This window comes from Gaetbulibacter aquiaggeris (assembly GCF_044003965.1).
Taxonomy (GTDB): Bacteria; Bacteroidota; Bacteroidia; order Flavobacteriales; family Flavobacteriaceae; genus Yeosuana; species Yeosuana aquiaggeris.
The window spans coordinates 965,121-979,720 of the sequence record NZ_JBAWKC010000001.1; the positions used below are offsets into that span (position 1 = coordinate 965,121).

The window sequence follows — 14,600 nt, forward strand, 5'->3', positions numbered from 1 at the left end:
TTTTAGTTTGATTCCTCCATTATATAAATTGAATCGGAATACAAATCAAATAGTTAAGGTAAATGATTATGAAAAAAGATAGATGTAAATTTCATGTCCCTGTGGTCTTGGTATTCCTTGTTTATTTAATGGGATGCAGTAGTGATAGTGTCGTTGAAGATGTGACAAAAGATATCCTGATAGAATCAATTTCTATTTATGGTGGCTTTATTACAGATGGAGGCTCAAGCCAGTTAACAGTTGGAGTGATTCCAAATAATGCCACTAATAAATTGGTTACTTGGACGGTTTCAAACACTGAAATAGCGACAGTGTCTGATTCTGGGCTGTTAACTGCTGTTCAAAACGGGAAAGTAATGGTTAAAGCTACTGCAAAAGACGCTTCTAGTGTTTTTGCTGAAAAAGAAGTAACTATTTCTGGCGTGCAAGGTCCGCCGGTTTTGGTTGAAAGTATTACCATTTTAGGAAATGCCATCACGGATGGAAATCCACAACAATTAGCCGTTGAAGTGTTACCCGAAAATGCCAGTAATAAAGTTGTTAATTTTTCGGTTTCAGATACTTCCATAGCGAGCATTTCAAATGATGGGATGCTTACGCCCAAAAATAATGGATCAGTTACAGTAACTGCAACTGCAACGGATGGTAGTTCAACAGCAGGTCAAATTACAATTACTATTTCTGGTATATACCCAAGAAATGCCACCGCCGATAATATGCTACTTTGGCAACGAAGTAATGGAGGTTGGCCCAAAGAGCCTTATAATGATTTTTCTGGTTATTATCGTGAACAAACGGAAGCAGAAAAAAACTTAGCATTAAACACAAAAGGCAATACAGATACTACTATTGATAATAATCATACAGTTGGAGAACTCAGATATTTACTAAGTGCTTATAAATCTACTAATAATCCGGAATATTTAGCCGGAGCAATGAGGGCCATTGATTACCTCTTTCTTGCGCAATATGACAATGGAGGTTGGCCTCAGTATTATCCTGATAGCAGTGGCTACAGACATCAAATAACCTTTAATGATAATGCCATGGTCAATGTTATGAATTTGATGTGGGATATTACAAAAGGCATTAATAACACCAACAGTATCGATACCTCATATATTGATAAAGCCATGACCGCTTTTAACAAAGGAATTGAAGTCATTTTACAGACCCAAAATACTGTAAATGGTAAGAAAACCGCCTGGTGCGCACAACATGATGAGATTACTTTATTAGCTGCAACAGCTCGATCTTATGAGTTACCTTCTAATAGTGGTTCAGAATCTGTTGGGATCGTTAGAACATTAATGTTAGTTGAACAACCTTCAGCTCAATTAATACAAGCTGTTATAGATGCTGTTACTTGGTTTCAAGAAGTTAAAATTTTGGATATTGCAACACAAAATACAGGAAGTGATGTGATTGTGGTGTCATCTCCTGGAAATGTCATTTGGGCAAGATTTTATGATTTAGACACTAATTTGCCATTTTTCTGCGGTAGAGATGGTATTAAGAAAGACACCTTAGCAGAAATAGAACTGGAGAGACGTACAGGTTATTCCTGGTATGGCAACTGGCCAAAAAATCTAATAGGTTCTGAGTATACTTCTTGGAAGAATAAACATGGTCTATAAATAAGAAATTATTTAAACACCTTTTTTAATTGTCATTCTTTAATACTTTGTTTAAAAAACTGACGGTAAAGTTTACTGTAGTTTCAAACCATGGATGCATGAGCCAAAAAGAGTGTGGAGTATCGGGAATAGTATGGATTTCATTATAAATATTATATTTATTTAATATTGTAATCATGTCATCACGCCCCGCATGAAATCGGGGTTGAGAGCTATTGATAAAAAGAGTGGGAGGCGTTTTTTCATTTACATACTCCAGAGGAGACGCTTCTTTCCAGTTTTTTGGATTCTCATCCACAAGGCCTCCTAGCCACATGCCAGCACTGTTACTTTCTTGGGCCTCAGGATGAATAAAAGAAACGATGCCATCAATATTTATGATTGCTTGTACATCATCAGAAAATATCGAAGAATTATTATAAATAGCACTATTAGGAGTTACACCAACAAGGGTAGCTAACTGAGCCCCTGAGGATGCGCCGAGAATGGCAAGCCTATCTGGATCAATATGATATTTTTTTGCATTTTTTCGAGCCCATTTAATGGCTGATTTTATATCTAAAACGGCAGCAGGGTAGTGCGCTTCTATACTAAGCCTATAAGAAATTGAAATACTCACAAAACCATTTAAAGCTAAATGTTGAGCCATAACACGTTCGTTTTCTTTGCTTCCTGAATTCCACGCACCACCATGAATTAATAAGACCGTTGGAAATGTTTTTTTATCATCGCTTTGCGGAATATAGACATCTGCTTTTAGTTGCGTCTTTCCAATTTTCAGATATACAATATTTTCTTTTGACTTGATTTTATTTGAAACTATTGGCTTAATAGGAGTGATAAAAGGATACTTCTTTTTTAACTTTTCATAAGTTGATTCAATACTATATGGCTTTACAATAATTTTTTTTTCTTGGCAGAACCCGCTGATATGAAAAACAATCAGTGTTATAATACATATTACCTGTTGACATCTTCGCATTAACATAAATTAATCAGTTTGATTCCTTAGGTCCATCAGCCCCTGAAAAACAAGTTGCGCTATTTCGATTGCTCCTTTAGTTTGAAAATGTGTGTTATCATTTTGACCATCAGGATAGGCTTCATATTTTCCTGTGGGAAGATTCATAAAATAATTTTCAGTTACGAAATCTTTCCCCTTTGTGGTGAATAAATCCATTGATCTTTGGTTTAAATCTATCAATAAAACCCCTAGTTCTGTAGCAACATCTTTTGCAGCTTGATCATAAACTCCATGAACGTTGTTTAATTGACCATCTTTCCAGGGATAATTTCGGGCCACGGGTGTTAAAATTATTGGAAGAGCACCCTTTTGTCGTGTTTGTGCGACATACAATCTTAAAAACTCTTTATAGCCTTCCACAGGAACAAAACGTTCCGCTTTTGTTTTAGCAGCGTCATTGTGTCCAAATTGCATCAGGACAATATCATTTTTTTTAAGGCTTTCAAAAACCATTCGCCATCTGCCTTCCTGAAAAAAAGTACGAGTACTGCGACCACCACGCGCTCTATCATCAACTAAGACGCTGTCAGTATGTATGATTCCAGAAACTTTATATAGACTATCAGAAGTCATAAACTGTTGAAAAACTTGTCCCCATCCAGTAATAGGAAACCGGGTTTTCACATAGTCTTTTCCAGGATCATAATCACCTGAGTAATCAGCCATAGTGGAATCACCAATCAAATAAATAGTAGTTATTTCTGGGTTTTGCGTTTTGCATGATATTGCTAAAAAACAGCAAATAATTAAAGAGTAATATTTCATTCTGGTCACCATGATTTATTTGGAAATTTTAAACCAATCGATATCTGAATAGCCACCACGTATAGCTTCTTGAGAACTAATACTAAATAGTCCAACTTTAGCACCAATCCATTTACCAGGTTGTGCCTTAAATGGTTTTCCAATTTTTTTAAATCTTTTACCGTCTTCTGAATAACTAAACTGACAAATACCGTCTGGTGCTTCTACTTCAATTTTGAAATAGGCCATGTTAGTTTTTAATCGTTTTTCAGAATTTATTATTTCTTCTGAGCCATTTATGGCATTTATAGCTTCAGTTTGTTTTATAATATATCCCTTTTTATCATGGGTAATACTTAGTGTAGCATAGTCGGTCCCCATAACAATAATTCCAGCTGTTTTGCCAGTTTCAGCTTCTTCAGGAAATAAGGATATTTTTGTTGATGCTGCGAAGTTGGGTGCAGGAAATTTTTGAAGTAATAGATTTGGAATCATCCAGAGATTAGGAACACCTTCTGGTGCTTTAATAGAAAATAATCTTAAATAATTATTTCCGGGTAATTTTGCATGCCAAACAACATTTGGGTTAGCATTCCATTGCCATTGCAATCCAATTCCAAATCCATCAAAATTATCAGTTTCTGCTGGTGTTTCAATAGGGTTTGATTTTCCAATGTCAGGTTTTTTATATGATGTCACAGGTTCTCCAATACCATTTTTGTCGAAATCTTCACCCATAAGGGGCCAATTGTTTTCCCAACGCATAGGTTGTAAATGAACCACTCTCCCATAAGCATCTAAGTCTTGAAAATGGTAAAACCAGGATTCATTATTTGTGGTTTCAACCCAGGCACCTTGGTGCGGACCGTTTATTTTAGTACTTCCTTGTTCTAATACAACTTTCCTTTCATAAGGTCCATAAATATTCTTAGACCTTAATACGACCTGCCAACCTGTAGAAACACCACCAGCTGGGGCGAAAATATAGTAATAGCCATCACGTTTGTAAAATTTTGAACCTTCAATAGTGTTATCTATATCATGACCATCATATACATGTATGCCAGCATCAATGACTTTAGTGCCTTCCGCATTCATTCTGTTTACGGTTAACAGACTTTTAATACCGGCTCTGCTTCCTGCCCAGGCATGTACTAAATAAACCTCACCATTATCATCCCAAAGTGGACATGTGTCAATAATCCCTTTGCCTTCCATAACTAGAATAGGGTCATCCCATTTCTCATTGGGATTTTTAGTTTTTACCATATAAACTCCAAAATCAGGATCGCCCCAATAAATATAAAATTCATTATTGTGATAACGTATGCTTGGTGCCCATACACCATTACCATGTTGAGGTATTTTAAAAGTATCTTTAGGAATTAGTTGGGGTAAGGCATTGTTAATCAATTTCCAGTTTATCATGTCCTTTGAATGTAAAATAGGTAAACCAGGAGCAGCGTTAAAACTGGATGCCGTCATATAATAATCATCACCCACTCTTATTACATCTGGATCTGAATAATCAGCGTAAATAATAGGGTTTTTATAGGTTCCATCTTCTTGATCAGCTACCCAAACTTCAGATTTGTAGACTTCATTGTTTTGGGCCACTATTAAGGCGGAATAACAACATATCAATAAAATTGAACAGAATTTCACAAGTAAAGGATTATTTATTTAATTCGAGGCTTGCTAAAATAAATGGGCCAGTTCCTTTTGGGTCATTAGAACGAATAATTTCATTTATATAATATTCATAAGAACCATCTCGGTACGGATTACCACCCAAGCCCGCAACACCGCAACATTTATTTAAATTTACAAGGCCATTTTCTTCAACAGATACTAAATTATCTATAAGTCCTTCATATGCTTTTTCTGCAACTGCTAAATACTTCTTATCTAAATAGCCTTTATGAACCCCCTTTGCAAATGCATAGGTGAACATTGAAGTTCCGGTAGCTTCTAAATAATTACCGTCTCTATCACCTTGATCTAAAACCTGCCACCATAAACCAGATTTGTCTTGAACTTTAGTAATAGCTTCGGCAAACTGATTTAAATAGGTAATGATGCGTTCTCTTCCAGAGTGATTTTCTGGTAAAAAATCTAAAACATCGACCATTGCCATTCCATACCAGCCCATGGCTCTGGACCAAAAATTAGGGGAGTTCCCGGTTTCTTTGTTCGCCCATTTTTGTTCTTTACTTTCATCCCAGCCATGATATAGTAAACCAGTTTTTCCATCTCTGCTATGCTTTTGAATCAAATCGAATTGTAAAACAATATGATTGTAAATATTTTCAGCTTTTGTAGCGTCTTTTACATAATCTTTTGCATAATGGGTGTGAAATGGTTCTGCCATATAGAGACCATCTAACCACATTTGGTTTGGATACACTTTTTTATGCCAATAACCACCCTCTGAAGTTTTTGGTTGTGATTCTAACTGGCTGTTTAGAGTTTCTATTGCTTTTAAAAATCGTTCTTCTTTAGTTTTTGGATAGAGATAGAGCAATACATCACCAGATTTAATCATATCCAGATTTTGATTTGATAATTTATAGGTTTTAATGTTGCCAGTACTATCAATCATTTCATCAGCATAGGTATAGATGTAATCATAATAAGTTTGATTGTTGGTTTCTTCATAAACTTTAATGGCTGCTGAAAGCACTAAGCCATTGGTATAACTCCAGCGTGGCTTTTTTACAAAGTCGAGCATTGAAGCTTTTGGAACACGCTCAATTTCAGAAAGCATCATACGTTCAGACCATTTTAGATTTTCTGGAACAACTTTTTCAATTATTGAAGAATCTGCTGCTTTAGAATGTTCTTTTGAGTTTTTACATGCCAGAATTGAAATGCTAAAAGCAATTACAAAAAGTGCAAAGTATTTTATTGTATTCTTCATTAATCTCTTAGTTAATTGAATTCGTTTTTTCTAGTACTTCTAACTTGCTGTTTAAATCTAGAATAAAAGATTCTTCAGTTTTTATGCCATTTAGTTCTTGTTCCCAAGCACCTAAAAAATAATAGGTAATTGGTTTAGTTGTAGGTTTAAAAATTACTAAATGGTCATCAATGCCATCTTTTTGTTCTACTACTTCATTCAATTTATAGAAAATAGCCATACCTAGTTTGTCGGTATCACTAACTAATGTTTGAGTGCCATAAGTAGCGATATAAGCCCATGAAGCGCCATCTCTTTTTATTAAGGGAATGTCTTTAAACTTAACAATGCCTGTGCAAAGACCTGAAATTTCTTTTGAAGGAGTCAGTTCAGCTTTAGTATATCTGTCTTCCGGATAAATGGTAAGTTGTGTATGTAAATTAATGGTATCATTACCAGTTTTCCAATCTTCATAATTAATATTTACGTTGGAATTATTTTCTGAATTTTGAACAATTGCAAAGGTGTTTGTCACATTTTGAAAATGAGCAATGGTGTCATTTAATAAACGACCATAACCGCCAATTCCCATTGATTTTCCAGCTTTTAATATATCTTGACCCCAGCCGGAAGGCTCGTGATAAGAATCAAAACCATCTTGGCCCACATAAGGAAGTACTAAAGTATCTACCTTTTTGCCATAGATATCAATTGCATTCCTCCAATCTAAATATAAACGGTATCCAATCTGACTGTTTTCCCAGCCCGGACCTTCATAACGAATAAACCAAGAATGATCAGTATGTTCTTTAGGAACATGAAGAGAATCTATGTTTTTAAAAGAAGTTCTAGCAGTATATTCTTTATGTCCTTTTGAACCATCAATCCATTCTCCCCCCTGTGCTATAGAAAGTTCTGCATAGTGTAAGGTTGGAGATTTAATGTTTTCGTTAGTATTTATTTGGTCTTTAGATTGATTTTGTTTGCAAGACATTATGCTTATTAAAGCAATTGATGCAATTACTATTTTTTTCATGATTTGATAGTTGTTTTATTTTAATATTCTTTGCCGTTAATAGTGGTGTTTTTAAATACAACAGGTTCTGAATTCTCAATTGATAATGGAGTTTTAGCTCCCTCTATATGTACATTGGTGAGAGTTACATTCTTCACTGGGTTTTCTGGACGGCCTTTTATCAATACTCCAAATTCTCCTCCATTTTCTACTATAATATCTTCTAAATGAATATTCTTTATTGAAGGAATAAAACTTCCTTCTTGATTCGCATAAGTACCATAATAGGTATTAATTTTTAAAACGGCTTCTTTGACTTGACCTACATGAATGTTTTTAACAAAAACATTTTCAACAAAACCACCTCGTAACGTATTTGTTTTTATTCTAATGGCTCTCTCTAGTTCTGGGCTATCCATTTTACAATTTCTTACATATACATTTCTAACACCTGCTGATATTTCACTTCCTATTACCACACCACCATGACCATCTTTCATATCACAATTTTCAATCACTATATTTTCACTAGGGATATTGACCCGTCTTCCATCATTATTTCTTCCAGATTTAATAGCTATACAATCATCACCTGTGTCAAAAGTACAATTGTTTATGTGTATGTTTTTTGAATATTCCGGATCACATCCATCATTGTTGGGTCCATGACTTTTCACGGTTACGCCATCAACTCTAATGTAATTAGATTTTATAGGATGGATTACCCAAAAAGGAGCATTTGTAAACGTAACTCCTTGTAATAAGATGTTTTCACATTCAAACGGTTCAAAAAATGAAGGGCGTAATTGATAGCCATCTGCAAAAACTCGTTCAGAAACAGGCGTGTTGTTTTCAGACATTTCCCATAATCTAGGTAAATTATGTTCATCGGCCTGACGTGGCGTATTAGCTATATAACCAAATTCCTCTTTACCACACCAAGGCCACCAATTTGTATTACTTGCTTGTCCGTTAAATATTCCCTTACCTGTTACAGCAATATTTTTCTGTCTGTAAGCATATATTAAAGGAGAATAATTCATCAATTCTTGACCTTCATAGGAGGTGTGTACAGCTGGTAAATAGTCTTCTTTGTTTGTTGAAAAAAGGACAATAGAACCTTCCTCTAAATGTAAATTAACATTGCTTTTTAAGTGAATAGGGCCAGTTAAAAAAGTACCCGACGGGATAATTACTTTACCGCCACCAGCATTAAAACAGGCTTCAATTGCTTTTTTTATTGCTTCTGAATTATTGGTTTCTCCATCAGCTATTGCCCCAAAACTCATGATATTGAAATTTGTATCAGGAAAAGTTGGAACTTGAATACTTTTAATTATTTCATCGGCGGCGCTAAAATTATTAATTGTTATAGGTTCCTTTTTTGTGTTTTTACAGGCACCAAAAACAAGAGCAAATAGTATAATTAGAAATGACAGACTAAAACTAATTTTTGAAATGATTTTCATAGATATTATATAATAGTGTAATCGATTACTTTAATATGTTTAAAATTAATAAAAAATATTTAATTTTAATGAGAACACCAGTTTATTTATATACTAATTAGCCCTTCTTTAATCTAAAATAAATTTATTAATCTTTTTTTGAAATAGAATCAATCAGGGAGTTGCAATAGACTTCAATGTTTGTATAAGTGCTATCTAAGGTGTTTAAATTAGAATCGTTTGACTTACTGTTTAATTGCATTTCATTTTCCCATGCATCGGGCATGCCGTCTTCATCGTAATCTTCTTGAGCTTTTTCGGATATTAAAATGGGCCATCCACCTACATTTTCTTGCGAATCTATAATGCCATTTTTATAATCTGTGCTGCCTTCTTTTACATTTAATAGTATTCTGGAATCAACCGCATCTCTTTTAAAGCTGGAGCCAACATCGTTCAGTACTTGTTCATAGGTTTCAACAGCTGTATTAGTTTTAATATTATCATGAATATTAATTTCATTATCTAATTTTGTCGCCTCCGGATTGTCGCATTGGATACCACCATCCCAATTATTTTTTGAAATGTTTTCATAACCATTCATAAAATTTCCATTCACATAAAATTCTCCATAGGGCTCACTTGGATTGACGATACGATAAAGCTTTGAGGAACTTGTAGCTGGGCCAGATTTGAAATAATTATTGACTATATTATAAGTGCCTTTTTCACCACCATAAATACTATTAATACCCCAATTGTAAATAACGTTATTTCTGAAATCAACAAATTCATTTTCTGAATTTTCAGTAGTAGATGAACCACTGAACCTAGGGTTTCTACTATTATTACTAGCCATTAAATTATGATGAAAAGAGACATGGACACCGCCCCAAATACCGCCATAGCCATGGGCGCCTTTATGATGAACTGAATTATTTAAAGCTTCAGATATGATACACCATTGCAAGGTAAAATTTTTGTTATTGTAAAAGGAGGTGTTCTCATCTGTAGCCCAACTGATGGAACAATGATCTATAATGACGTTTTGTGTATTTCCACAACCTAATGCATCTCCTTCAACTTTATTAATATCACCCATTCTAAACCTTAAGTAACGTACAATAACATTATCTGCTTTTATAGTTACAGGATAGCCTTTAAGAGTGATACCATCACCAGGAGCCGTTTGCCCAAATATGCTAAGATCTCCTTTACCTTTGTTTATGTCTAATTTTGATTGCAATTCAATTGTACCAGAAACATCAAAAACAATAATTCTAGAGCCTGTTTTTACAATTCCTTTTCTAAGACTACCTTCGCCATCATCGTTTAAGTTAGTTACTTTATATACTATGCCTCCTCTTCCGCCCGTTGCATATTTTCCAAAACCTTCTGCACCCGGAAAAGCTAATTCTTGTGCATAATTTGCATGGAATATCAGTATACTTAATAAGAATAATAAACTATATTTTTTAAACATGCTGTGCAATCTGTTTTTTAAATTTATTTTTTTATTATTAATTTATCTACAATACCTTGATTTGTATATACTTTTATCAAATAGGTTCCAACACTAAGGTTACTAAAATCAATAGTTTCAACATTGTTTTCAATATTCTTAACGAGCATTCCTAACATGCTGTAAATTTTAACCTTTTCTATTTTCATTTTTGAGGAAAGGTGTAAATTATCAATTACAGGATTAGGAAACATACTTATTTTTTCTATGGCGATATCATCCAATCCCAATGGATTATATTCGAATTTCATATAATATAGGTTAGCTGTATCTGTTTTAGTAATGTTATGGATACCAGCTGATAAGGCGATATTATTTATAATACCAGAAGAAGCATTGTAAATAGTGCCATCCACATTAATTCTTCCGTTAAAAGTACTATTAACTATATTGAAAACTAAAGTCAATGTTCCTGCAGCTGTTGTGGTAAATGAAATATTAGTTGCTGATTCAATTTTCAGACATTGGGTTAGCGTGAGTCCATCATAGGTTTCAGTTCCTTTTGAAGTTGAAAGGTTTGCACTAACAAAACTATAGAAAGTACTGTTTAAATCAGATTCGGTGAAATTATGGATTTCATCACCCGTTGTTGAACCAACTGGTAATACTGTTATAGTACCAGATTCACTAACGGGAGTACTAACAGAACCAACTGTTGTAATTGTATATGAAACATCAGCAATTGGAGTTCCTGTTATTGTGACTGTTTTAGCACCATTATCTTTTGTATAAGTGATTCCTGAAGCGGGTAATCCAACCACAGTAACATCTGTAGCATCACCACCCCAAGTAAAGATTATGGTGATAAGAGCATCACCTTCAATGACATCTTGACTGCTATTAGCTGTTGTAACTGTTAAAGTTTGACTGCTCGGAACAGCTTCCCCCTGCACATAAACCAGCGTAGTTTGGTAATTAACAAGCGCTGTTTTTAATGCTGTATTTACAACATCAGCGGTGTCATCTATCGCATCATTAAAAGTCCAATTAAAGTCACCACCTTGCATACGTCCAGAATATTGCATTACCTTGTCTTTTGCTACTTCTGGTGTTTCAACCACTAAATTTTTAATATATAAGGCAGAATTCGTATCAAAGTTGTTGTAAGTATTACCTCCTTGTTTTGAGGTAATGCTGCTACTCATAATTTCATTTCTGGTTGTAGCAACGTAAGCGTCAAATTCAATAGGATAATTAGCAGCATCATAGGGAATAAATCGTGTTTCATTAATGATTGTATTATTAAAAGCTTTAATAGTACCACCATCTTCACTTGAAAAAGTGCCACCAGTTCCATAAAAAATATCTGTACCCTGCATAGATGTTAGCATAGGATATTTGCAATGTCTAAAATAATTGTTTTCTACAAATAATGATGACCCATTTGTAGAGCCAGAACCGTATTTTGAATTACCATCAAAATAGTTATTATAAATATGAGCTGAATAATAGCGAACACGTGGGTGACGAGAATCAGAATGGTCATACCAGTTATGGTGATAGGTGATATATAAACCAGTAGTGGTTCCCTCACTTAAACCTAAAAGGTTACATTTTCCAGAATCCCAAAAGTGATTATATGAAAACGTTACATAAGTTGATTTTTTGCAATCTAACGCACCGTCTCCTTTTGTTTGGTCTCCTGCACCACCTGCTTCTCCATAAAAAAAATCGACATTATGTACCCAGATATAATCATTATTTTGTTGCAATCCAATATTATCACCTTCATCACTATCAGTAAGCATGGTGCCAATATTTCGAATTTCAACATTTGATGCATTTTTAATGCGGATTCCCCAGCCATAAGCCACAGCATCATTACCAACGCCTTCAAAAGTGATATAACTTGATGCATTATTTTTGTTTTCAATTACAATATCACCATTGAGCATATATGAAAAGTCAGTAATTTGACCAATAAGACGTACAATAAGTGGCCGCGTATCATTGCCTTTTTTGAAACCATCCAAAATAGTTTGAAGACCCACACATGGATTCGCATTAGCACCGGTTACATTCATAGTAATGGTATTTTTGGTGTTTTCAGTGATATACAAAATAACGGCATTATTTTTTGGAGTACCATCGGCATTATAAGCACCGGGAACCCGCCCGTTTGCAAAAGCAAAACCTGTTCTATCATGCGCCAATACCTCCACATTTCCAGTATTTGTTGCAGCTCCTTCTACTCCTGATATGACCGGTTTTACGTCAATGGTATATGTGCCTGCAGAAATACCCAATATATCAGCTCGAAAATAAGTGCCATAACTACGGATCAGTGGATTATCTATTTTTTGATTGGTAATACCATTACCACTGTAATAAATATTATAACTTTCAGCTCCTGAAACTGGTTGCCATTCGACATAAGCGGACTCTAATGCACCGCCGGATTTATTAATGGTAACTGTTTGAGCATTTGTAGATAAGGAAACTATAAGGATTATTAAAGAAAAGAATAATTTTTTCATCGTTTTAAAATTAATATCCATTTATAATTGATCTGATTACATGATTTTCAATGAAAAGTGTAATCGATTACAAATATAATAGTTTTATTGAAATATGAAACAATATTAACACATATACGGTAAAGAGTATCTATTAAAGGTTATTAGAACTTTATATACGTTTAAAATTACAATTAAGGCCTTAATACACTGGAAATGAATTGAAGACTATGCTATTGCTACAAGTACAATGAATTCATGTCGTCACATATTTTTTTCAAATAAATTAAAATATAATTTAAGCGATAAATATTTTTTAATATATTAGCGCAATCGATTACAATATTTTTAAATATGAAAAAATATTTACTCTTATGTTTATTTGTAGTGAGTTTGTCAGGGCTCAAAAGCCAGAACTATTATATGACGAGTCCTGAAGGTTTTGGGGCTGCTACAACTGGTGGAGGTAATGCCACTCCTGTGACAGTCACCACATATACCGATTTAAAGGCGAAGCTTCAATTAACAACGCCTCAGGTTATTTTAGTTAGTGGAACTATTACATTGGCGTCAGGACAACAGATAAGCTTACAAGTTAATAATAAAACGATTATTGGCTTACCTGGGGCAAGACTTATAAATAATACACAAACACAGGCAGGCTCTGGAATTCTTAATTTAAAAAGTGGTTCGAGCAATGTTATTATTAGGAATTTAATTTTTGAAGGTCCGGGAGCCTATGATACGGATGGCAGGGACAATCTGACCTCGGAAGGATGTGTCAATCTTTGGGTAGACCATTGTGAATTTCAGGATGGAACTGATGGGAATTTTGATATTAAAAACACTTCAGATAATGTAACGGTATCCTGGTGTAAATTCACTTATTTAAAACCTCCAGTTCCTGGTGGATCAGGTGGTTCTGATGATCATCGGTTTTCAAATTTAATCGGCTCAAGTAGTACTGATGCACCTGCTGATGGGCATTATAGTGTTACTTTTCAGAATTGTTATTGGGCGGCTGGTTGCAAAGACAGGATGCCGCGATCAAGAAATGGAGAACTCCATATATTAAATTGCTATTATAAAACGGCAGGTGTTTCAAATTCCACAGCTTTAGGATTAGGTGGTGGCAGCAATAACTTAACATGCTATGTTGAAAACACCAATTTTGCCTATATTGGAACTGTATTTAAAAGTTATATTAGTTCTGATGGTGGCACTGTTAATGTAACCTATGACGGTTGTATAAGCACCAAGCCTTTTTCAAATGTAGGTGCAGCTCCAAAACCTTCATACAGTTATACAGTTTTACCCGTGAATGACGTAGAGTCTGTTGTCTCTGATGGGTCTTGTGGCGCCGGTGCTACACTTCAGGTTACGGCTGGAGGAGAAATGTCTTCAAGTTGTGACAGTTTAGGAGTAGGAGATTCAATTTTGGCTGAAGCAATAAGTTTTTATCCAACTATTGTTGAGGATATTTTTACTATTGATTTTTCAAATGGTATATCAGGTAAAGCTTTTATAAATATATATTCCATTACAGGCCAGAATGTGTTGACAATGGAAAAAAATATTTCAACAGGTAAGTGGGATTTTAATCTAGCTGGTTTAAACAGTGGTTTCTATATATGTCATCTAAACTTAAACGGGGCTTCAACTGCTTGGAAATTAATTAAAAAATAAACTATAGATACCAATATTATCGGGGTCTAGTGGTGTTCTTTACTTTTTACTGACTAACTCAAAAATAAATTATTGATTGTAAATTTTGAAAAATAAGTTTTTAATAATATATTAGCGTAATCGATTACATAAAATATGTTTTGCAATCTAAATACGATTTTCCCAAATC

General features: G+C 34.3%; 10 protein-coding genes. 2 read left to right on the plus strand and 8 right to left on the minus strand.

Translation table 11 applies throughout. The features are described 5' to 3' along the window. Positions 1–68: 68 nt before the first annotated feature. Positions 69–1,637 (plus strand): pectate lyase, encoded by a 1,569-nt coding sequence (pelA, locus tag V8G56_RS03995; protein WP_395437168.1) that lies wholly within the window; start codon positions 69–71, stop codon positions 1,635–1,637. A gap of 25 nt (positions 1,638–1,662) precedes the next feature. Here pelA and V8G56_RS04000 read toward each other — a convergent pair whose 3' ends face one another. The 8 genes from V8G56_RS04000 to V8G56_RS04035 form a co-directional block, all read right to left on the minus strand. Next, positions 1,663–2,619 carry an alpha/beta hydrolase fold domain-containing protein gene (locus V8G56_RS04000; RefSeq protein ID WP_395437169.1) on the minus strand — a complete coding sequence of 319 codons (957 nt, stop codon included), beginning with the start codon at positions 2,617–2,619 and terminating at the stop codon, positions 1,663–1,665. Positions 2,620–2,628: 9 nt separating this feature from the next. Further along, positions 2,629–3,426, minus strand: coding sequence for a rhamnogalacturonan acetylesterase (locus V8G56_RS04005; protein ID WP_395437170.1), 798 nt, complete (start codon positions 3,424–3,426; stop codon positions 2,629–2,631). A gap of 15 nt (positions 3,427–3,441) precedes the next feature. After that, positions 3,442–5,022: a glycoside hydrolase family 43 protein gene (locus tag V8G56_RS04010; RefSeq protein ID WP_395437171.1), complete on the minus strand. Its 1,581-nt coding sequence runs from the start codon at positions 5,020–5,022 to the stop codon at positions 3,442–3,444. A gap of 58 nt (positions 5,023–5,080) precedes the next feature. Then, entirely contained in the window at positions 5,081–6,325 is a 1,245-nt protein-coding gene (locus V8G56_RS04015; RefSeq protein WP_395437172.1) for a glycoside hydrolase family 88/105 protein, read from the minus strand. A gap of 7 nt (positions 6,326–6,332) precedes the next feature. Next, positions 6,333–7,340, minus strand: coding sequence for a DUF4861 family protein (locus tag V8G56_RS04020; RefSeq protein ID WP_395437173.1), 1,008 nt, complete (start codon positions 7,338–7,340; stop codon positions 6,333–6,335). A 20-nt stretch (positions 7,341–7,360) separates the two neighbouring features. Further along, a complete protein-coding gene (locus V8G56_RS04025; RefSeq protein ID WP_395437174.1) occupies positions 7,361–8,788 on the minus strand; it encodes a glycoside hydrolase family 28 protein in 1,428 nt (475 codons plus the stop codon). Between the two features lie 127 nt (positions 8,789–8,915). Then, complete coding sequence (locus V8G56_RS04030; RefSeq protein WP_395437175.1) at positions 8,916–10,250, minus strand: pectate lyase family protein; 1,335 nt, start codon at positions 10,248–10,250, stop codon at positions 8,916–8,918. Positions 10,251–10,273: 23 nt separating this feature from the next. Further along, positions 10,274–12,766: a pectate lyase family protein gene (locus V8G56_RS04035; RefSeq protein ID WP_395437176.1), complete on the minus strand. Its 2,493-nt coding sequence runs from the start codon at positions 12,764–12,766 to the stop codon at positions 10,274–10,276. 333 nt (positions 12,767–13,099) lie between these two features. On the opposite strand from V8G56_RS04035, the gene V8G56_RS04040 reads away from it, so the two are divergent. After that, positions 13,100–14,431, plus strand: a complete 1,332-nt coding sequence (locus V8G56_RS04040) for a pectate lyase family protein (RefSeq protein WP_395437177.1) — start codon at positions 13,100–13,102, stop codon at positions 14,429–14,431. The last annotated feature ends 169 nt before the right edge of the window (positions 14,432–14,600 follow it).

Coding starts and splice junctions, on each gene's coding strand:
- pelA (WP_395437168.1), top strand. CDS start 69: ATGAAAAAAGATAGATGTAAATTTCATGTCCCTGTGGTCTTGGTATTC.
- V8G56_RS04000 (WP_395437169.1), bottom strand. CDS start 2,619: ATGCGAAGATGTCAACAGGTAATATGTATTATAACACTGATTGTTTTT.
- V8G56_RS04005 (WP_395437170.1), bottom strand. CDS start 3,426: ATGAAATATTACTCTTTAATTATTTGCTGTTTTTTAGCAATATCATGC.
- V8G56_RS04015 (WP_395437172.1), bottom strand. CDS start 6,325: ATGAAGAATACAATAAAATACTTTGCACTTTTTGTAATTGCTTTTAGC.
- V8G56_RS04020 (WP_395437173.1), bottom strand. CDS start 7,340: ATGAAAAAAATAGTAATTGCATCAATTGCTTTAATAAGCATAATGTCT.
- V8G56_RS04025 (WP_395437174.1), bottom strand. CDS start 8,788: ATGAAAATCATTTCAAAAATTAGTTTTAGTCTGTCATTTCTAATTATA.
- V8G56_RS04030 (WP_395437175.1), bottom strand. CDS start 10,250: ATGTTTAAAAAATATAGTTTATTATTCTTATTAAGTATACTGATATTC.
- V8G56_RS04035 (WP_395437176.1), bottom strand. CDS start 12,766: ATGAAAAAATTATTCTTTTCTTTAATAATCCTTATAGTTTCCTTATCT.
- V8G56_RS04040 (WP_395437177.1), top strand. CDS start 13,100: ATGAAAAAATATTTACTCTTATGTTTATTTGTAGTGAGTTTGTCAGGG.